At 41.8% G+C, this 21,299-nt stretch carries 21 protein-coding genes; 19 read left to right on the top strand and 2 right to left on the bottom strand.

Annotated elements, in window-relative coordinates; translation table 11 throughout:
* Positions 1-16 precede the first annotated feature (16 nt).
* The 19 genes from NMK93_RS18400 to NMK93_RS18310 all read left to right on the top strand — a co-directional run bounded on the left by NMK93_RS18400 (position 17) and on the right by NMK93_RS18310 (position 19,321).
* On the top strand, positions 17-898 hold the full coding sequence (locus tag NMK93_RS18400; RefSeq protein ID WP_185213225.1) for an energy transducer TonB: 882 nt from the start codon (positions 17-19) through the stop codon (positions 896-898).
* Positions 899-904: 6 nt separating this feature from the next.
* A complete protein-coding gene (locus tag NMK93_RS18395; RefSeq protein WP_093099596.1) occupies positions 905-1,141 on the top strand; it encodes a hypothetical protein in 237 nt (78 codons plus the stop codon).
* Positions 1,142-1,176: 35 nt separating this feature from the next.
* On the top strand, positions 1,177-2,133 hold the full coding sequence (locus NMK93_RS18390) for a PstS family phosphate ABC transporter substrate-binding protein (protein ID WP_254530281.1): 957 nt from the start codon (positions 1,177-1,179) through the stop codon (positions 2,131-2,133).
* Between the two features lie 27 nt (positions 2,134-2,160).
* Positions 2,161-3,909, top strand: coding sequence for a tetratricopeptide repeat protein (locus NMK93_RS18385; RefSeq protein ID WP_254530283.1), 1,749 nt, complete (start codon positions 2,161-2,163; stop codon positions 3,907-3,909).
* A 324-nt stretch (positions 3,910-4,233) separates the two neighbouring features.
* Complete coding sequence (locus tag NMK93_RS18380) at positions 4,234-5,316, top strand: IS110 family transposase (protein WP_254530287.1); 1,083 nt, start codon at positions 4,234-4,236, stop codon at positions 5,314-5,316.
* A gap of 1,115 nt (positions 5,317-6,431) precedes the next feature.
* A complete protein-coding gene (locus tag NMK93_RS18375; RefSeq protein ID WP_093099584.1) occupies positions 6,432-6,812 on the top strand; it encodes an NADH-quinone oxidoreductase subunit A in 381 nt (126 codons plus the stop codon).
* A gap of 42 nt (positions 6,813-6,854) precedes the next feature.
* Positions 6,855-7,409 (top strand): NADH-quinone oxidoreductase subunit B, encoded by a 555-nt coding sequence (locus tag NMK93_RS18370; RefSeq protein WP_093099582.1) that lies wholly within the window; start codon positions 6,855-6,857, stop codon positions 7,407-7,409.
* Entirely contained in the window at positions 7,402-7,905 is a 504-nt protein-coding gene (locus tag NMK93_RS18365) for an NADH-quinone oxidoreductase subunit C (protein ID WP_254528665.1), read from the top strand. The genes NMK93_RS18370 and NMK93_RS18365 overlap by 8 nt, the downstream gene beginning before the upstream one ends.
* Positions 7,906-7,916: 11 nt before the next feature.
* Positions 7,917-9,152, top strand: a complete 1,236-nt coding sequence (locus tag NMK93_RS18360) for an NADH-quinone oxidoreductase subunit D (RefSeq protein ID WP_254528667.1) — start codon at positions 7,917-7,919, stop codon at positions 9,150-9,152.
* Entirely contained in the window at positions 9,145-9,672 is a 528-nt protein-coding gene (nuoE, locus tag NMK93_RS18355) for an NAD(P)H-dependent oxidoreductase subunit E (protein WP_254528669.1), read from the top strand. Before NMK93_RS18360 ends, nuoE begins: the two co-directional genes overlap by 8 nt.
* A gap of 4 nt (positions 9,673-9,676) precedes the next feature.
* On the top strand, positions 9,677-11,032 hold the full coding sequence (gene nuoF, locus NMK93_RS18350) for an NADH-quinone oxidoreductase subunit NuoF (RefSeq protein WP_254528671.1): 1,356 nt from the start codon (positions 9,677-9,679) through the stop codon (positions 11,030-11,032).
* 27 nt (positions 11,033-11,059) lie between these two features.
* Positions 11,060-12,076 (top strand): 2Fe-2S iron-sulfur cluster-binding protein, encoded by a 1,017-nt coding sequence (locus NMK93_RS18345; RefSeq protein WP_254528673.1) that lies wholly within the window; start codon positions 11,060-11,062, stop codon positions 12,074-12,076.
* A gap of 12 nt (positions 12,077-12,088) precedes the next feature.
* Positions 12,089-13,126: an NADH-quinone oxidoreductase subunit NuoH gene (nuoH, locus tag NMK93_RS18340; protein ID WP_093099573.1), complete on the top strand. Its 1,038-nt coding sequence runs from the start codon at positions 12,089-12,091 to the stop codon at positions 13,124-13,126.
* A gap of 11 nt (positions 13,127-13,137) precedes the next feature.
* Complete coding sequence (locus NMK93_RS18335) at positions 13,138-13,662, top strand: NADH-quinone oxidoreductase subunit I (protein WP_254528675.1); 525 nt, start codon at positions 13,138-13,140, stop codon at positions 13,660-13,662.
* A gap of 3 nt (positions 13,663-13,665) precedes the next feature.
* Positions 13,666-14,172 (top strand): NADH-quinone oxidoreductase subunit J, encoded by a 507-nt coding sequence (locus tag NMK93_RS18330; RefSeq protein ID WP_254528677.1) that lies wholly within the window; start codon positions 13,666-13,668, stop codon positions 14,170-14,172.
* Positions 14,165-14,494 carry an NADH-quinone oxidoreductase subunit NuoK gene (nuoK, locus tag NMK93_RS18325; protein ID WP_185218458.1) on the top strand — a complete coding sequence of 110 codons (330 nt, stop codon included), beginning with the start codon at positions 14,165-14,167 and terminating at the stop codon, positions 14,492-14,494. Before NMK93_RS18330 ends, nuoK begins: the two co-directional genes overlap by 8 nt.
* 31 nt (positions 14,495-14,525) lie before the next feature.
* Positions 14,526-16,448: an NADH-quinone oxidoreductase subunit L gene (gene nuoL, locus NMK93_RS18320; protein ID WP_254528679.1), complete on the top strand. Its 1,923-nt coding sequence runs from the start codon at positions 14,526-14,528 to the stop codon at positions 16,446-16,448.
* A gap of 18 nt (positions 16,449-16,466) precedes the next feature.
* Positions 16,467-17,915, top strand: a complete 1,449-nt coding sequence (locus tag NMK93_RS18315) for a NuoM family protein (RefSeq protein WP_254528681.1) — start codon at positions 16,467-16,469, stop codon at positions 17,913-17,915.
* Positions 17,916-17,935: 20 nt separating this feature from the next.
* On the top strand, positions 17,936-19,321 hold the full coding sequence (locus NMK93_RS18310; protein WP_254528683.1) for an NADH-quinone oxidoreductase subunit N: 1,386 nt from the start codon (positions 17,936-17,938) through the stop codon (positions 19,319-19,321).
* Positions 19,322-19,446: 125 nt separating this feature from the next.
* Here the strand turns inward: NMK93_RS18310 and NMK93_RS18305 are convergent, their stop codons facing one another.
* Positions 19,447-19,917, bottom strand: coding sequence for a hemerythrin domain-containing protein (locus NMK93_RS18305; protein WP_254528685.1), 471 nt, complete (start codon positions 19,915-19,917; stop codon positions 19,447-19,449).
* A gap of 90 nt (positions 19,918-20,007) precedes the next feature.
* Positions 20,008-21,216 carry an NO-inducible flavohemoprotein gene (gene hmpA / locus NMK93_RS18300; protein ID WP_254528687.1) on the bottom strand — a complete coding sequence of 403 codons (1,209 nt, stop codon included), beginning with the start codon at positions 21,214-21,216 and terminating at the stop codon, positions 20,008-20,010.
* Positions 21,217-21,299: the final 83 nt, after the last annotated feature.

The following is a 21,299-nucleotide window of genomic DNA, read 5'->3' as shown; positions in this document are numbered from 1 at the left end:
GACAAAAAGGAAAAAAATGATCGGTTCAAAATTAGATTTATTTAAGAAAGAATGGCTAGATGTCGTTTTCGAGAATAGAAATAAAGAGTACGGAGCATATGCATTGCGTAAATACGCACCAAAAGCTACCAACATCGCTTTATTCTCAGTTTCGGCAGTAGTCCTTGCTTTCACGGCTGTAAAAGCCTTCGATATAAAGCTTTTTCCTGAGAAACCTGTTGAGGAAGTAGTAGAAGTTACTCCAGTTACTTTAGAGGATTTAGAGATCCCTGAACCACCTGAAGAAGAGGAACCACTACCTCAAGAGGAAGAGCCACCTCAGCGTATCGCGGAGGAACCACCGGCGGAAGACCTAATCCGTTTCCCAGAGCCTAAGGTTGTTGATGCGAGACAAGTAAAAGAAGAGGTTGTTTCTCAAGAAGAGATTAAAGAGAAAAACGCTACTCCAGCACGTATTACCCTGAAAGGTACCCCAGGTGCATCAGGTGTTCCTACTGGAGAGTTCGGTCCGAAGAAAGTGGAAGGTGCTATCACGGGTAGTACAAAAGGAGTTGAGGACGGAGACGCTAACAAAGTCTATGACTTTGAGGCAGTTGAGGTTCCAGCATCTTACCCAGGTGGTATCAACGCATTCCGTCAATTCGTGTCGAGCACCCTTCAATATCCACAAGCTGCTATCGATGCAGGTGTGAAAGGTACAGTAGAGTTGTCATTCGTGATCGACAAAACAGGTGCTTTGACAGATATTAAAGTGGTAAAAGACGTTTCTTACGGTACAGGTCAAGCAGCGATCACTGCATTGAAGAAATCAAAGAAATGGCAACCAGCTATCCAAAACGGTCGTCCGGTTCCAGTTCGTTATTCATTGCCAATTCGCTTAGACTTGTCGCAAATGTAATTCGATATGTCGAATCATTCAACAAGAAATAATTTTAGACAGAAATCGCCCACACAGCGATTTCTGTCCATTTTAGGACTATTCATGTTCCTCTTTTATTTTGTGTTGGGATTGTTGATCATCTTTTGGAGCGGATTTCCAATTGAGATCGATCCAACCTATAAAAAGATCTTCGGGATACTCCTAATCGTCTATTCATTTATGCGTTTTGCCCGACTTTGGCAAAATAATTTCAGGAATTAATTAATCCTTGAGGCATTAAATCATTCTAAGATAATATGAAGGGTAGATTATGGTATGTACTGGCGATGCTTCTGATTGTAGCTTCAGCGATTTCCTGTTCACAAAATAGAAATAAAGGACAGGAAAGTGCAGACAGCACGACAGCAGGCGCTGGCACTTCAAAAGATGATATATTGACAGGTGAACTTTCGGTCATTGTTGATGAAGCAGTCCTTCCAATCATGCTGGAACAGGTAGAGGTTTTCAAGACATCCTATGTCAATGCGAACATCAAACTGATTCCATTGCCAGAACGCGAAGCGATCAATGCTTTAATTAAAGGCGAGGCGGATATTGCGATTTTGAGCAGGTTATTGAACAAGGAAGAAAATGCGGGTTTCAGCAGTCGAAAAATTAGCCCGAGGACATTTCCGGCCTTCTATGATGGGGTGGTTTTTTTCAATAATTTGAGCGCTAGAGATACTTCAATCGATATTCCGACGTTAACATCTTTATTGAAGGGTGATTCCAATACGGGAAAACGTTTGGTTTTTGACAATGTGAATTCAAGTACTCTTCGACGCGTGAAAGAATTTGTAAAATTGGATAAAGTCTCAGGGCAATCAGTAAAAGGTATGAAGACCTCCAAGGAGGTTGTAGAAGAGGTATTAACGGATGCAAATAGCATCGGTGTAATGTCCTATGGTCAATATTTAGATTGCGTTTCACAATTTGGAGAAGAAAATAAAATTCGTATCTTAAGCCTTCAAAGTTTGAAAGACGGGAAAAACCTTGGTTTTTTCAAGCCTTCTCAGACCACGTTTGCTACCGATGAATATGCGTTGAAGACAGAGTTTCACGTGTTGAATTATCAACCAAATTTGGGATTGGGAATTGGATTTTCTGCTTTCTTGACAGGAGACCGTGGGCAGCGGATTGTTCTGAAATATGGACTCTTGCCGGTCACGATGCCAGGTCGAGAAATCATCATTCGAGAAGACAACATAAATTAGTTTATAACAAAGAGTAAATAACAGATTATGACAAACAGCAAATTATTTTTAAGCCTTTTAGTTGCGGGAGCTGTTGCTACAGGAACAACACAAGCTCAAAGTATCAAAGATGCAAAGGCTGCAATTCAAGCTGAACAATATGACAAAGCTAAAGCTATGTTGCAAAATTTAGTTCAGAAAAAGGCAAAAGATGGTGAAAACTATTTTTACTTAGGTCAAATTCACTTGATCAACGATAAGGTCGATTCGGCACAGATCGTTTTCCAAGAAGGTGTAACAAACGCTCCTAAGGAAAAATTGAATACTGTAGGTTTAGGTATCGTAGACCTTGAAAAAGGAAATGTGAGTGCTGCTGAAACAAAATTCTCAGAAGCTTCACAAGGCATAGGCAAAAAAGAGTATGAAATCCCTTACTTTATCGGTAGAGCGTACATTGATGCACCAAAACCAGATTACAAGAAAGCGGTTGAATACTTGACTAAAGCGAAAGAAATGAATGCTAAGGATGCATTAATTCCTACAGCATTAGGTGACGCTTACGCTGGTTTACGTGAAAGTAGCCCTGCATTCGTAGCTTACCGTGACGCTTTGGCAATCGATGGAAACCTATTGGCTCCAAAAATTGGTCAAGCAATCATTTCAAGAAGAGCGCAAGCTTATGACGTAGTATTAGAGCAATTGACTACATTGGCAGGTGAAAACCCTGAATATGGTCCAATCTACCGTGAGTTGGCAGAGACTTATTACTTGTCATCTATCAAAGCACCAGAAGAGCAATACCGTGAAATCAACCAAAAAGCAGTTGAAAACTACAAAAAATACTTGTCATTGACAGGTGACGCTTCAACAGACGCTAAAGTACGTTACGCTGACTTCTTGGTTTATTCTGGTAACTACGATGAATTGAAGACAGTAGCTCAAGAATTATCAACTGTGGAAGGTGTTGATGCCAAAGTATACCGTTACTTAGGATACATCTCCTTCTTGCAAGATAAAGATTATCCAAAATCATTGGAGTATATGACTACTTTATTCAGCAAAGTTGATACTGCACGTTTGATCGGTCGTGACTACTTGTACGCTGGTTTGGCAAATTTAGTAGCAGGTGATGCTGCAAAAGGTGCTGAATTATTGAAAGTAGCTGAAACAAAACAAACAGAAGATGAGAACTATGATGAAGAAATCTCAGAAACTGCTTTTGAATATTTCAAAAACGGTGAGAACGAAATCGCATCTAAGATCTTTGCGATCCCAGCTAGCAATGACAGTTCAGATTACTTCTTCGATTCAAACTTCTACTTAGGGCAAATTGAGTACGGTATCGGTTCTAAATTGGTAACCGTTCCTGAAGGTACTGAATTGACTCCTGAAGAAGTTACTGCTAAGATGAATGAGGCTAGACCACATTTAGAGGCTGCAGTTAAATCGTTGGGTACAGTAGCTGCTTCAACTAAGAAAGAAGTTGTTGACAAATACAAAATCCCTGCGTTATATTACAAAGGATTAACTGAATTAGCTTTGGATAACGTAATGTACGATCCAGAAAACGCTAAAGGTCTATTCGTTGATTCATTCACTCAATTGCTATCTGCTATCACAGCATCTGGCAAAGCTGAAGAAGAAGCGAACAAAACTTACGCTGCTGATGCTAATAACTATATCGGTTACTTCGCATACCTAAAAGGTGACACAGCTAAAGCTAAACAACATTTTGGTGAAACATTGAAGTTGAAACCAGATGATGCTTTCGCAACTCAAATGATGGGTGCTTTGTAAGCGTATAGATCATAAAACATAAAAAAGGCCGCAAAATGCGGCCTTTTTTATGTTTTATGAGATTTGAGTATTGAGATGGGAGATATGAGACCGGAGGGGGTGTGAACCAGGATGAAAGGGATTCGAGGATAGACCAAGATTTTGGGAGGAACCAGGATGCTAAGGATGAGAGGATGGACCAAGATTGCAACAATATTGGGTAGAATGGCGTCAAATTTTGTAGGCCTTATGTTTGTATCTAGGACGTGCTAATACAAAGAGATAGCATAAGATTATTTGTTTATATTTTTATATAACCAAAATAACAACATAAATCCTAATCTTATGCTACGACAAAATACGGATTTAAATTTTGATGGACAACCGATCTATATCGGAATAGATGTCCATCTAAAGAGCTGGAACGTTGCGATCTACAGCAAGGACCTGTTCCTTAAGTGCATCCACCAGGAATCCAACGTGGGGGTCCTGGTGAACCATCTCTGGAAAAATTATCCCGGAGCCTCCTACCATTCGGTATATGAGGCGGGGTTCTGCGGTTTCTGGATCCATCGCGAACTCCAGGCGCACGGGGTCCACAACATCGTGGTCAATCCCGCCGATGTCCCCAGCACCCAGAAGGAGCTGCTCCACAAGAGCGATCCGATAGATAGCAAGAAACTGGGCAGGGCCCTTCGGGCCGGTGTCTTACGGGGGATATACGTCCCTTCGCCCGATTGTGAGGACGCCAGGTCCCTAGTGCGGCTGCGCCATTCCACGGTGAGGGAGATCGGCAGGATGAAGAACCGGCTGAAGTCATTCCTGTACACCAATGGCATCAGCTACCCCGAGGCCTTCCTGCACAACGGGACGCACTGGTCCAGGCGGTTCATGGCGTGGCTGAAGGAGGATGTCCACATCAAGGGCGAATTTGGCAGGCGGACGCTGGAGCTGCTGGTCCGGAAAGTGGAGTACCACAGGGGATTCCTGCTGGAGCTGAACCGGGAACTCAGGAGCATGATGGCCCAGCAGGTGCATGCCGTGGACTACGCGCTGCTGCGCTCTGTCCCGGGCATCGGTCCGGTGACGGCCATGAGCCTGCTGGTCGAGCTGGAGGACATCCGGCGGTTCGCCAACAGCGACCACCTGGCCAGCTTTATCGGCATCGTGCCGACCAGGCACAGTTCAGGTGAGCGTGACCCGGACGGAGAACTGACCTTCCGCAGGCACGAGCTGCTGAGGCGGATGCTGGTCGAGGCATCCTGGATCGCCGTGCGGAACGACCCGGTGCTGGCCCTGGGCTTTTCAAAGGCCTGCCTGAAGATGAAAAAGAACCTGGCGATCATCAAGGTCGCAAGGAAACTGGTCAACCGGATAGCGTATGTGCTGAGGACCAGGGAAAAATATGTTATTGGAGTAGTGAAATGACGGTACTTGGATAGACACAAAAAAATTGGGTGACCGCTATTCGCCCCTTGCGGCATTGCGTCCGCTCTCATTGTAGTTTGCGGCACCCATACTTTACAAACTGAAAAAGACACTGCAGCCATAGGTCTGCTCATAGAAGGTTGTTTGAAAAGTAACTGTCATATCGCAGCTGTTGGAAAAACCATCAGCTGGGCAACCTTTGGCCCAAAGCAAGGGAAAGGGAAAGGAAAAACAACCATAGAGGCAAATAATCAAGAAAAAATTTGGAATACAACATAGAAGGGGCATATCGCATACGCCCGCCACAAGCAGGCACATATGATGGAGATCAATAAGCCTCTTCCAAATCACTTCGATTCCTTCATTAAGCATCAAAAAAAATGGTTTCCTCATCTTGCGATTTCGGAATGATTGGCATCCTAAAAAACAACAATAGATTCTTCGCTGCGATCTGAATCCCTCTCTGGGAATATTTGATTCTGAACGATTAGTGAAGAACCTGTTCGCCAATGATGTCATTTTCTATTTAGTTCCGAGATTCTTCGTGCCTACTAATGACATTTTGGTAGAACTGTGTTTCTAGCTATTCAGGCGCATATCTATTTATCAAAGGAATATTTTTATACGCCATATATCCCCAGCGGGGATAAATTATTTTAGCATGGATGGGAACAATATAGGGTTTATGCAAAAACGATGTTCGATTAATCGAACATCGTTTTTGCGCGACTTCCAGGCTAACGTGCCATGTCTGCTAAAATAATGGAACCCCAAAAGGGGTTCTATATTTAAAAAATAAAAGAGCTAATTTATTTTCATCGCCAACATGCTGTCATCACCTTCCAATAAATTTAGCTCAAATTTTTACTTCTCAGATGGCCGCGGAAATGAAACGCTTGCCTTTTCCACAAATATTCCACCCCCCTGGGGGTTCTTGTATCCTCAAACAACCCACCTCCTCTGGAGCTAGTATTTCTCTTTCTCAAAACCCTGTTACCTTGCTATTTATAATGATTCAAAATAACAAAAAGCCGAGCTATCCGGTTGTCCCTCACTTTTTTTATTGACATAAATTGTTATTTTTGCTAGACTACTAATAGCAATAAACTAAAGATATGGAAGGATTAGCAGGGCAAAGTGCACCTATAGATTATATTCCTATATTAATTCAATTGGCTGTGGCCGTTGGTTTCGGTGTTACAACAATTATCGGCACCCATTTAATTGGTCCAAAAGTGCGTACAGAGAATAAATTGAGCGCTTTTGAGTCTGGGGTTGAGGTTGTAGGGAATGCTAGGCAGCCGTTTTCCATCAAATATTTCTTGGTAGCAATCTTGTTCGTCATCTTTGATATCGAGGTGATCTTTATGTATCCATGGGCAGTTAATTTCCGTGAATTTGGCGTGCAGGGGTTGATTGAGATGTTTGTATTCATGGGCTTATTGCTTTTAGGGTTTATTTATGTCATAAAGAAGAAGGCATTGGATTGGGACTAACCTTTGGTTAATTCCTTGAAGATCACTTTAATAAACAAAGAGATGAGTAATATAACCTTATCAGATGCGCCTCCAGGTGTAGAAGGAGCAGGATTTTTTGCAACAACATTGGATAAAGCCATAGGCTTGGCGAGAGCCAACTCCTTATGGCCATTGCCATTTGCAACCTCCTGCTGTGGAATTGAGTTCATGGCAACGATGGGATCTACCTATGATTTAGCGCGATTTGGTGCTGAGCGTCCAAGTTTTTCACCGAGACAGGCGGATATGTTGCTTGTGATGGGAACCATTGCCAAGAAAATGGCTCCAGTATTGAAGCAGGTTTATGTGCAGATGGCCGAACCACGTTGGGTTATCGCTGTCGGAGCATGTGCTTCTAGTGGGGGTATTTTTGATACCTATTCCGTTTTGCAAGGGATTGATGAGATCATTCCGGTAGATGTTTATGTCCCTGGATGCCCTCCGCGTCCTGAAGCAATCTTAGATGGAGTGCTTAGGCTTCAAGATATTGTAAAGAACGAGTCTTTGAACAGAAGAAATACGCCTGAATATAAGGCTTTGTTAGAAAAGTACGGAATTGCAACAGATAATGGATAAGTTGACTAATCAAATGGTTATTGATAGTCTGAACGCTAAATTCGGAGAATCAGTAAACCATATATCAGAACCTAAAGGACTTCTAACAGTCGAAACCGATAAGGAAAATATCATAGAGCTGCTTTCGACCATCAAGAATGATGAGGCGATGCAGTTTATCTATTTGACTGATATTACGGCAGTCCACTATCCGGAGCGTGAAAAGCCTTTCGCTGTTGTGTACCATGTCCATAGTTTAGTTCATAATGTCCGCATTCGGATCAAGGTTTTCTTGGAAAAGGAAAATCCGAGCATTCCAAGTGCTACCGTTCTTTGGAATGGGGCGAATTGGATGGAACGTGAAACTTATGATTTCTTTGGGATCAATTTTGAAGGCCACCCAGACTTAAGGAGAATCCTTAACATGGATGACCTGGAAGTTTTCCCAATGCGTAAGGAATACCCGCTGGAAGATCCAAACCGTGTAGACAAAAAGGATTTTTATTTTGGACGTTAAGAGAGGATGTCATGAGTAAATCGATTTCAAGAATATCACATAATGCACCAGTCTTTGATGATAATGATCCTCAAGATGACTTGGTAACCCTAAATATTGGTCCTACCCACCCTGCAACGCATGGTGTGTTTCAAAATGTTGTGCAGATTGATGGTGAACGTATCGTCAGTGGTGTTTCCACCATTGGCTATATCCACCGTGCATTCGAAAAAATTGCAGAGCATAGACCTTTCTATCAAATTACACCTTTAACAGACCGCCTGAACTACTGTTCATCGCCTATCAACAATATGGGTTGGCACATGACCGTAGAGAAACTCTTGGATATTGAGATTCCAAAACGCGTTCAATATATGCGTGTCATTGTGATGGAGTTGGCGAGGATTGCAGACCACATTATCTGTAATGGTATTTTGGGGGTTGATACAGGAGCCTTTTCAGGATTCCTGTACGTAATGCAGGAGCGTGAGTTCATCTATGAAATCTATGAAGAGATCTGTGGCGCCCGTCTGACGACCAATATTGGTCGTATCGGTGGGTTTGAACGTGATTTCAACGAAGTGGCTTTTGAAAAGATCAGAGAGTTCTTAAAGAGATTCCCGCCAGTTTTGAGGGAGTTCCAAGAGTTGTTTGACAGAAATAGAATTTTTATCGAGCGTACCTCCAACGTAGCCGCGGTTACCCCAGAGGAAGCATTAAGTTATAGCTGGTCAGGTCCTATCTTACGCGCAACAGGCGTGGATTATGATGTGAGAGCGCATTCACCGTACTGTTCATACGAGGAATTTGATTTTGATATTCCAGTAGGGACAAACGGCGATGTTTACGATCGATTTATGGTCAGGAATGAGGAGATGTGGCAATCTCTTCGAATCATCGAGCAGGCCTTGGAGAAAATAGACAAAGATCCGAAAGGCATTTTCCATGCGGATGTTCCTGATTTTTACCTGCCACCAAAAGAGCAAGTATATACAAGTATGGAGGCCTTGATCTATCACTTTAAGATTGTGATGGGAGAATGGGATGCTCCAAAGGCTGAGGTTTACCATGCCGTAGAGGGAGCAAATGGTGAATTAGGTTTCTATATGGTTCATGACGGCGGAAGAACTCCGTATCGTTTACATTTTAGAAGACCATCATTCATCAATTATCAGATGTTTGCCCCGATGAGTAGCGGAATGTTGATTTCAGATGCGATTATCAATATGAGTAGTTTAAACGTAATAGCTGGTGAATTAGATGCTTAGTGTTAAAGAAAATATGATTGTCGAGTTTTCGACAGAACTTTTGGGGAAATTCTCCGAAGTGGTAAGTCGTTATCCAGAAGGTAAACAGAAATCAGCTTTATTGCCTATCCTTCACCTTGTGCAGGAAGAATATGGCTGGTTAAGCGTGGATGCCATGGAAAAAGTGGCGACCTTCTTAAGCATAGAGCCAATTGAAGTGTTTGAAGTAGCGACATTCTATACCATGTATTTCTTACAACCGCAAGGTAAGTTTGTCCTGGAGGTTTGCCGAACGGGTCCATGCTGCCTAGTAGGAGCAGAAAAGATCATGGCTCATCTTGAGGAAAGGTTAGGCGTAAAAGAAGGCGAAGTAACTGCCGACGGGATGTTTTCATGGCGTGGCGTCGAGTGTTTGGCGGCATGTGGATTTGGCCCGGTCCTTCAGATCGGTCCAAGCTATACCTTCTATGAGAACCTGACAGCAGAGAGTGTCGATCAATTGATCGGCGATTTAAAGAATAAATCAAAAAGCGAGGCTTAGTAATATGGGACGTAAGTTATTATTAGAACATATCAATGTGCCAGGAATCAACACCTTCGCTGTTTATCGGGAGAAGGGTGGTTACCGAGCTGTAGAGAAAGCCTTGAAGAGCATGTCTCCTGAGGATGTCGTGGAAGAGGTGAAGAAATCAGGTCTTCGTGGCCGTGGTGGAGCAGGGTTCCCTACAGGCATGAAATGGAGCTTTTTGGCGAAGCCAGAAGGTGTTCCACGTTATTTGGTCTGCAATGGGGATGAGTCGGAGCCGGGAACATTCAAGGACCGTTACTTAATGACCTATATTCCGCATGCTTTAATAGAAGGAATGATCGTTTCCAGCTATGCATTAGGTGCGCATACATCATATATCTATATCCGTGGCGAGATGATGCCTCAAATCCGTATTATGGAGAAGGCCATCGAAGAAGCAAAAGCGGCTGGATTTTTAGGTAAAAATATCTTAGGGACAGGTTACGACCTAGAGATCTATGTACAACCAGGAGGTGGTGCCTATATCTGTGGCGAGGAAACTGCCCTGTTGGAATCCCTTGAGGGAAAAAGAGGTAATCCTAGGATTAAACCTCCATTTCCAGCTGTTGCCGGTCTATATGGCTGTCCGACGGTGGTAAACAACGTGGAATCCATTGCAGCTACGGTACCAATTGTCAACGACGGTGGTGAGGAGTATGCAAAAATTGGAATTGAAAGAAGTACGGGAACTAAATTGATTTCAGCTTCAGGCAATATTGCAAAGCCTGGTGTTTATGAAATTGAGATGGGGCTTCCAGTAGAAGAGTTTATTTTCTCTGATGAATATTGTGGAGGTATGGCAAATGGAAAGCGATTGAAGGCCGTTGTTGCCGGAGGATCGTCCGTTCCTATCCTTCCAGCAAACCTGATCGTAAAAACCATGAAAGGCGAACCGCGCCTGATGACCTATGAGTCATTGGCAGATGGCGGTTTTGTCAGTGGTACCGCAATGGGTTCCGGCGGTTTTATCGTTTTTGATGAGGATCAATGTATTGTGAGGAATACCTATAACTATACACGTTTTTACCGTCATGAGAGCTGTGGACAATGTTCACCATGTCGTGAAGGTACGGGCTGGATGGAAAAGATCCTGAACAAGATTGAGACGGGTCATGGCGATATGTCGGACATCGACCTATTGTGGCAAGTGCAACAAAAGATTGAAGGCAATACCATCTGTCCACTTGGTGATGCAGCAGCATGGCCTGTTGCAGCGGCAATCCGTCACTTTAGGGATGAATTTGAGTGGCATATCCTTCATCCAGAAGAAGCCCAGAAGAGAAACTACGGTTTAGCACATTATGCAGATCCATTGGTTCCAGTAACGGAATAATTAGGGTCATTTTAACAAAAAGCAACAATGGCAGAAGAAGTTCAAAATTTTAAAGTAACGATAGACGGAATAACAATTGAAGTTGCTCCGGGTACTACGATATTAAATGCTGCTAGGCAGATTGGTGGGGAGATCGTACCTCCGGCGATGTGCTATTATTCTAAGCTGGAAGGTACAGGCGGGAAATGCCGTACCTGCTTGGTGAAAGTAAGCAAAGGATCAGAAAAGGATCCAAGACCAATGCCTAAGCTGGTTGCATCATGCCGTACAACGGTCATGGACGGAATGGAGGTGCTGAATATTACCTCTCCAGATGTCGTGGATGCAAGAAAGGCGGTCGTGGAGATGTTATTGATCAACCACCCGTTAGATTGCCCGGTCTGTGACCAGGCAGGCGAGTGTAAGCTTCAGGACTTGAGCTATGAGCACGGTGCTGAGAAGACCAGATATGAATTTGAGCGCAGGACATTTGAGCGAATTGATATTGGTGAAAAGATCCAGCTGCACATGAACCGATGCATTTTATGCTATCGCTGTGTATATGTTGCGAATCAATTGACAAATAAAAGGGAACATGGGATTTTGTTCCGTGGAGACCATGCAGAAATTTCAACCTATATCCACGAGGCCTTAGATCATGATTTCATTGGGAATGTGATCGATGTATGTCCAGTTGGAGCATTGACAGACAAGACATTCAGGTTTAAGAACAGGGTTTGGTTTACCAAGCCGGTGGATGCGCACCGCGATTGTCCAAAATGTTCTGGCAAGGTTACATTGTGGTACAAAGGACCCGATGTGATCCGAGTGACAGGAAGAAAGGATGAGTATAATGAGGTTGATGAGTTTATCTGTGATACCTGTAGGTTTGAGACCAAACGTACGGATGAGTGGATTTTAGAGGAGCCGACCAAGATCAGCTATCAATCGGTTATTGCTTCCAACCACTACCATCAATTTGATCCTCCAAGTGTCATCAAGGACAATCCTGTATTGCAGGAAGCCAATGTGGAGCAGTTAGCAAGATCTGAAAAATTAAAATAGAAAATAGGGAAGATGGAAACGGCCTTTATTTTAGAGAAATTAATCTTAGTTGTCATCATATTCGTGGTTACCTTGGTCATTGCCATGTATTCCACGTTAGCTGAGCGTAAGATTGCGGGTTTTATGCAGGATCGCCACGGTCCGGATAGAGCTGGAGCATTTGGTATCTTACAGCCTTTATGTGATGGTGGTAAATTCTTTTTCAAAGAAGAAATCATTCCTGCGGGAGCACATAAAACCTTATTTATTTTAGGGCCGACCATAGCCATTATTACAGCCTGTATCAGTTCGGCGGTAATTCCTTGGGGGCAAACCTTGACCATTGGTGACAAAGCGATCAGCTTACAGGTTGCCGATGTGAATATTGGAGTGCTTTACATCTTTGGGGTTATTGCTCTTGGTGTTTATGGGATCATGCTTGGTGGATGGGCATCGAACAACAAGTTCTCGTTAATGGGAGCTATTCGTGCGGCTTCACAAAGTATCAGTTATGAGATTGCCATGGGACTTTCCTTGATCGCCTTATTAATGGTGACCGGAACGCTATCCATTGGAGAGATCGTAGCACAACAATCAGGATTTGTAAACTGGAATATCTGGGTTCAGCCTCTTGGATTCCTGATCTTTATGACCTGTGCATTTGCGGAATGTAACCGTGTACCATTTGACTTGCCAGAATGTGAGACTGAATTGGTTGGGGGATACCATACGGAATATTCATCCATGAAATTGGGTCTTTATATGTTCTCTGAGTACATCAATATGTTCGTGTCCTCTTCATTGATGGCAGCCTTGTATTTCGGGGGCTATAATTTTCCATTTATGTATGATCTAGGTCTTTCAGAAAACTGGATCACTATCATTGGAGTATTGGTATTCTTTGCGAAGATATTTGGTTTCATCTTCTTCTTTATGTGGGTAAGATGGACCTTGCCGCGTTTCAGATATGACCAGTTGATGAATTTAGGCTGGAAAATGTTGATTCCATTGGCCATTGCCAATATCGTTTTGACAGGAATCATTACCATTGTTAAAGATACTTACTTTTAATCGGGAGAGATATGCAGTCGTTATCAAATAGAAAAAAAGTATTAGAACAGAAGCCGATGAACTTTTGGGAGCGCATTTATTTGCCTGCTATCGCCAAAGGTTTATCGATTACCATAAGACACTTCTTCAAGAAGATCCCTACGATCAAGTATCCGGAGGAGATCAGGCCTTATTCAAAGAACTTTAGGGGACAACATTCCTTAAAGCGTGATGAACAGGGAAGGGAGCGTTGTACAGCTTGTGGCCTATGTGCCTTGTCTTGTCCTGCAGAAGCCATTACGATGACTGCTGGAGAGCGCCAGAAAGGGGAGGAGAACCTGTACAGGGAAGAGAAATATGCAGTTGTTTATGAAATCAACATGTTGCGTTGTATCTTTTGTGGACTATGTGAAGAAGCATGTCCGAAAGAGGCGATCTATCTAGACGGGAAACATGTTACTGCAGATTATTTACGCAAGGATTTCATTTACGGTAAAGACAAATTGTTGGAACCAAAGTTTGATATCACCAAATTATCTCAAAATCAGCAAGCATAACCTATGACCATATTTTATTTTGTAGCGTTTCTATCGATATTCTTTGCGTTGATGACCATCTTCACGAAGAATCCTGTACATAGTGTACTCTACTTAGTTATTACGTTTTTCACCTTTACCGTGCATTACATTCTATTGAATGCGCAGTTTTTGGCCGTAGTTAATTTTATTGTTTACATGGGGGCGATCATGGTCTTATTCCTGTTTGTCCTGATGTTGTTGAACCTGAACAAAGATTCCGAGCCTATGAAATCCCATCTCGTAAAATTTATGGGAGCAATTGCTGGGATGTGCCTATTGGCAGTGTTCCTAGGTGCATTTAGGGTGCTGGAAACCAATAATGAGTTTGTAAAGAGCCATGAGGATATAGGTCTGGTAAAGAACTTGGGTAAAGTATTGTTCAAGGACTTTTTGTTGCCCTTTGAACTGTCCTCTATATTATTGTTAACAGCCATGGTCGGAGCAGTCTTATTGGCAAAGAAAGAAACACGAGCGAAACAAAATGGGTAGTTTAATTGAAAATATGCAGGGTATTCCCCTGAATCATTATTTGATATTCTGTAGCATCATCTTCGTGATCGGTGTTATTGGGGTATTGATTCGCCGAAATGTCATTATTATCATGATGTCGATCGAGCTGATGCTTAATTCGGTGAATTTATTGTTGGCTGCGTTCTCGGCATACCGTGGGGACCCAAGCGGACAGGTTTTTGTGTTTTTTATTATGGCTTTGGCTGCGGCAGAGGTTGCGGTCGGACTAGCGATAATTATTATGGTTTATAGGAATACCAAATCAGTGGATATTGATTCCCTGAATAAACTGAGGTGGTAAAAATAGATAAGAATTTTAGAGAGAATTGTATATGAAAGAATTCATTTGGATGCTCCCCTTACTTCCTTTATTAGGGTTTCTAATGATTGGATTGCTGAGAAAAAGCACACCAAGACCATTGATTTCAATAATTGGATGTGGAACAATCCTCATTTCATTTTTACTAAGCTGTGGTATATTCAAGGAAGTTTATGATGCAAGGCAAGCTGGTGGTGACGGTGTTATTTTCCAAGAAGTATATAACTGGTTTACAGTAGGAAATTTTAGTTTCAATATAAGTTTTTTGGTTGACCCATTGAGTTCAATCATGTTATTGATCATTACCGGAGTAGGATTTTTGATCCATCTATACTCTGTTGGTTATATGGCAAATGATGAAGGTTTTGGCAAATACTTTTCGTATTTGAACCTGTTTATCTTCTTTATGTTGCTATTGGTATTAGGATCCAATTACCTTGTCATGTTCATTGGCTGGGAAGGTGTTGGATTGTGTTCTTATTTATTGATTGGCTTCTGGTTCAAGAACAGCAATTATGCTAAGGCAGCGAAAAAAGCTTTTGTCATGAACCGTATCGGTGATTTGGGATTCTTGATCGCCATGTTCTTTATCTTGGTCAATTTTGGGTCGTTGGAGTTTCAAGCGGTATTCCCTGCAGCAGGTCAATTGGCCATGGGTGACTCGACCCTATTGGTCATTACCTTATTGTTATTTGTAGCAGCCACAGGTAAATCGGCCCAGATTCCATTATTTACTTGGTTACCAGACGCGATGGCTGGTCCGACACCGGTTTCGGCCTTGATCCACGCTGCAACGATGGTAACTGCGGGTATCTATATGATTGCTCGTTCAAATATCATGTTCACATTATCTCCTGTTACCATGGAGATCATTGCGATCATCGGTGTGGCAACGGCTTTAGTGGCAGCATTTATTGCCATTACCCAAAATGATATCAAGAAGGTTTTAGCCTATTCAACGGTGTCGCAATTGGGATATATGTTTTTGGGATTAGGTGTAGGTGCCTTTACAGGCGCATTTTTCCATGTATTGACCCATGCCTTTTTCAAAGCATTATTGTTCTTGGGTGCAGGTTCTGTAATCCATGCAATGAGCGAGGAACAAGATATGCGAAAAATGGGTGGTCTAAAGAAATACCTACCTATCACGTATGCAACGATGTTGATCGGTACGATAGCTATTTCTGGGATTCCACCATTGTCGGGTTTCTTTTCAAAAGATGAAATCCTTGCCCATGCATTTGTGGCGAGTCCAATTTTTTGGGCATTAGGTTTTATTGGGGCTTTATGTACGGCGTTCTATATGTTCAGGTTGTTGTATCTGACGTTCTTCGGGGAATTCCGCGGAACAGAGAGCCAGAAACATCATCTACACGAATCGCCAAGTTCAATGACCATTCCACTGATCGTACTTGCCGTACTTTCGGTTCTAGGTGGATTGATCAATGTTCCAGAGGCACTACACGGCGGAGCATGGTTGGCTAACTTCCTGAGTCCAGTATTTACCCAAACCAACCAGGTTGTAGAGCCGTTCCACTTATCGCATAGTACAGAGTTTATCTTAATGGGTGCATCCGCATTGGGTGCAATTATCATGGCTTTTGTTGCTTACAATAAGTACATCAAAAAATCAGATATTCCTCAGGCAGATGGTTCAGCCGAACAAGGCGGACTATATAACCTATCTTACCATAAAATGTACATTGATCAATTGTATGATACATTATTTGTTCGTCCGTTGAATGGATTGTCCAAATTCTTGCATACCGTTGTTGAGAAGTCAGGTATCGATGGTTTGGTCAATGGAATTGGTGAATTGTTTGTTTCTTCAGGGAAAGGCATTCGTCAAATCCAGAGTGGGAATGTTGGGTTTTATATATTTATGATGGTGATCGGAGTTATTGCTTTCATGCTTTATGGATTATTTACAATCTAGATCAGAATTTAGGAATCAATGGACAACCTTTTTATACTGCTAATTTTACCTGTAATAAGTGCTATTATTTTAGCCTTTATCAAGAACAGCTCTGCTAAATGGGCTGCATTGGTCTTGTCACTTATTCAATTAGGCTTAACAATTCCTTTCGTCTGTAATTTTGTGCCTGATGCGAGCATTCAGTTTTCGCAAAGCTGGAACTGGATTTCAAGCTTAGGGATTCAATTCCAGATCGGTTTGGATGGTATTAGCCTTCCTATGTTGATCTTAACCAACGGCTTGGTCCCTTTAATTATCTTGGCAAGTTTTGGCCATGAGCAAAAGGGTGGATTCTATGGTTTAGTTTCCTTTATGCAAGCTGGATTGGTATTGGTGTTTATCTCTTTGGATGCTTTTTCATTCTATGTTGGGTGGGAAGCTGCCTTGATCCCAATCTACTTTATCTGTGCATTGTGGGGAGATGGAAACCGTATCAAAATAAACTTGAAATTTTTTGTTTATACCTTCTTCGGAAGTTTACTGATGTTAATTGCGATTATCTATTTATATCAGCAAACCGGAGGGAAGGATATGTCATGGGCGACCTTGACTAAACTGGATCTTACAGATGCAGCCCAACGTTGGGTTTTCTGGGCATTCTTTATTGCTTTTGCAATCAAGATCCCTTTATTTCCATTCCATTCATGGCAACCCGATACCTATACACATGCTTCCGTAACTGGAACCATGCTTTTGTCAGGTATCATGTTGAAGATGGGTCTGTTTGGTCTATTGCGTTGGTTATTGCCATTGGCACCGGAAGCGGTTTCTAGATATGGCAATGTTGCCTTGATCATGGGAATCATCGGTGTCGTTTATGGAGCGATCATCGCATTCAAGATGAAAGATGCTAAACGCTTGATCGCTTACTCTTCCATTTCTCACGTAGGTCTTATTGCTGCAGGTATTTTCTCCTTGACACAGGAGGGAATGCAGGGGGCGATTCTTCAGATGATCAACCACGGTATTTCAGTTGTCGGACTGTTCTTTGTTATCGACGTTATTCAGCGTAGAACAGGAACAAGGGATCTAGCTGATTTAGGCGGATTGGCAACGAGAATGCCTTTCCTAGCGGTGACTTTCTTGGTCATCATCATGGGTGCGATAGGATTACCACTAACAAATGGTTTCATTGGTGAATTCTTGTTGTTGAAGGGTATCTTTGGTGCGACAGGAAGCGGCGTTTGGTATGCTGTGATCGGTGGTACAACCTTGATTTTTGGAGCGGTGTACATGCTTCGTCTTTATCAAAAAACCATGTTGGGCCAGATCAACGACAACCATGTTCAAGTAAAAGATATTGCTGGATATGAGGTGATCTTATTATCGATCATTGTCATTCTAGTTATTTTAATAGGTGTCCTTCCGAATGGTTTATTGCATCTTTCAGAGGCATCAGTTTCACAGTTATTACAACAAATTAAATAGTACAAGTTTAAAGATATATTATGGGTGCGATTATTACGCTTTCTTTGTTAGGTATTCTGCTTTTGTATTTAGGCTTGTACAAAGCTAAAAATGCATTACTGCCTGTTAGTATATTAGGCTTGTTGGTTGCCTTTGGATTTGAGGCCTATTATTGGAACGTCCAGGCTGAGCCTTTATATAGAGGAATGGTTATTTTTGATCATTTTTCTCTTTCTTTTTCGATGCTATGTATAGCATTGACCATTCTGATCCTGTTATTGTCGAAAGAGTACTTTAAGTCCATTTCCGATAATATCGCAGAATACTATTCGTTGATCTTATTCTCCTTAACGGGTGCCATTTTAGTTTGTTCATACCATAATTTTGCCATGTTATTTATTGGCCTTGAGATTATGTCGGTGGCCTTGTATATCTTGGCTGGTATCAGAAGGACGGATAAGGCATCAAATGAATCTTCCTTGAAATATTTCTTGATGGGGGCTTTCTCAACGGGTTTCTTGTTGTTCGGTATAACCCTGTTATACGGATCGACCGGATCTTTTGATTTGGCTGTAATCAAACAATATATTATTGATAATCCAACGGGTATTTCTCCAATGTTCTATGGTGGTATCTTATTGTTGTTGGTTGGGTTATGTTTCAAAGTTGGTGCTGCACCATTCCATTTCTGGACTCCAGATGTTTATGATGGTGCACCGATCCTGATTACGATCTTTATGAGTACCGTAGTGAAGATTGCTTCATTCGCTGGTTTCCTTAAATTGTTTAGCACAGTCTTGGTTCCTTTGAACGAATTCTGGACTCCGGTTCTATTGACCGTAGTGATCATTACCCTCTTTATTGGAAACGTGACTGCTTTGATGCAGACAAGCTATAAGCGCATGTTGGCATACTCTAGTATTTCACATGCTGGATATATGCTTTTTGCCATCCTTTCCATTGGGCCCAATTCTACTTCCGGTATATTAACTTATTCAGCTGCTTACGGATTGGCTTCGATTATTTCCTTTGGCGCTTTGATATTGGTGAAACGCCAGGCTGGATCTGATAGTTTTGAATCCTTCAATGGTTTAGGAAAAAGAAATCCATGGTTAGCTTTCTGTATCACGATTTCCATGCTTTCATTAGCTGGTATTCCTTTGACTGCAGGTTTTATCGGTAAGTTCATGATGTTCTCTAATGTTATGAATGATTACCATACCGTATTATTGGTATTAGCCGCAATCAATGCTGCTGTAGGTGTGTATTACTATTTGAGAGTGGTGGTACATATGTACTTCATGAGCTCGAAGGAAGATACAACAGTAAGCATGCCGATCAATTTCCAGATTGTATTTGTGCTTTCCGTAATCCTGACATTTGTGTTGGGAATCTATCCAGATGCATTGATTTGGTTCGCGAAATAGACATTAGACAATAGGCATGAAACCTAGATAAAGGTTTTGGATGTTTTATTGAAGATATAAAGAACAAAGGTCAGGATTGAAAATATCCTGACCTTTTGTTTTGATGTGTAGTTGTTAAAATCATTTTAGGCTTTGCTGTTCCAAAATTCGTCTTCCCACGCCATTTCGCTTATTGGATGATCATGTTTTAAGTTGATGTATTCCATTTGTTCATCCGTTGCTATGCTTTGGATCAAAGGGAAGAGATGCCTTTCTTCCATCCTGATATGGGACTCTAGCTTTTCTTCGATTCGGTTTAATGATTTGACCGTGTGAGGCTCATTCAATATTAACCTTTTTATTGCCCTATGCTCAGAAATGGCATCGGTTGCAAGTTTGTTTTCAGAACCTAGGATAGGAAAGACATATTCTTCTTCGATATCGAAATGATGGGAGATCTGTTGATGCCAAGCATTGATCAAATAATTTCCAATTCGCTCAGGAGCGATATTTAGTTCTAAGCCGCGTCTTATTTTCCAACATATCAATAGCGAGAAATGATGTTCTTTACTAAGAGGTCTTAATGCTGGATGTCTTTTCAAAGGTTTAGTTTCCATAGTTCCAGTTTTAATGGTTATTCTGTAGGAATTAAGGCATCCAGATAATCCGGATGCCTATTTCAAGATGAACTCTTGGCTACAGATTAATTAATTTAATGACAGGGAAGCTGGTCCAAATTCTTCAAAATGGATTGCTTCAGTGTCCACTCCTGCATCTTTCAGGAATTCGTAATGTTTGCGGATAAATCCTGCTGGGCCACATAAATAGTAATTGGCACCATTTAGCAAGACCTTATCCTGAATCTCTTCAAGATTGACAACGCCTGAGGTTGCATCTGCGGTTTCTTTTTCTAATTGTTCATAGAACAAATGATTCTGTAAGGCTGGGTTGATAGCAGAAAGTTCCTGTAATCTGTCTTTAAAAGCATGAACCTGCTCGTTTCTACATCCATGAACCCATACAATAGGTTGGGTACTGTTCTTATTTAGAATCAATTCCTCTAGCATTGCCAATAGGGGAGTCTGTCCGATCCCACCACTGATAAATACCTGTGGATTGTCGGTTTCCTTTTGGTTCAAGACAAAATTCCCCGACGGAGAACTAAGTTCGATCTTGTCGCCTACTTGGATATGGTCGTGTAGTCTATTGCTGATCATGCCATCTGGGTGTTGACTTCCTTTTTCCTTCTTTACAGAGATACGGTAATACTTGCCATTCGATGAACTTGAAATACTATATTGACGCGGTTGGATCAGGTTTAATTCAGGCAAGAATAACCTAACACTGATGTACTGGCCAGGTAAGTGGGCAGCGATGTCGCCATGATCGGTTGGATAGAGATAGAAAGAAGTGATCTCTTCTGATTCCAGCACTTTTTCCCTGACTTCAAAAGGTCTCCAACCGGTCCATCCCCCCGGTCTGTTTACTTTTGCTTTGTAAAGTGAAGTTTCATGGCCACTCATGATATCTGCCAATTGGTTATAGGCAATGGTCCATGCTTCCAATAACTTATCAGAGGCAGCTTCTCCTAATACTTCTTTTATCGAAGATATAAGATGATTTCCTACAATCTGATAATGTTCTGGACGGATGTCTAAACTGGTATGTTTGTGACCAATATGGTCCACAACTCCTAAAAGGACGGACGGATTTTCAATGTTTTCAGCATAAGCCAAGACTGCCATGGCTAAAGCGGTTTGCTGTTTCCCTGATTGTTGGTTTCCCATGTTAAAGACATGCTTAAGTTCAGGGTTGTGCTTAAACATACGGTCGTAGAAATAGCTTGTTAATAACACTCCGTTCTCTCTCAATACTGGTACTGTCGCTTTAATTAATGCTATTTGATGCTCTGTCATTACGTTGATTGTTTTCTAGTTTTTTAGTTTAAATGGAATTAATTTAAACAAAGATAAAAAGAATAAAAGAGGTTTTTATCCTT

It is taken from the genome of Sphingobacterium sp. LZ7M1 (genome assembly GCF_024296865.1).
Lineage (GTDB): Bacteria > Bacteroidota > Bacteroidia > Sphingobacteriales > Sphingobacteriaceae > Sphingobacterium.
The sequence above is the reverse complement of the archived record's forward strand: the minus strand, read 5'-3'. Positions and strand labels throughout refer to the sequence as shown.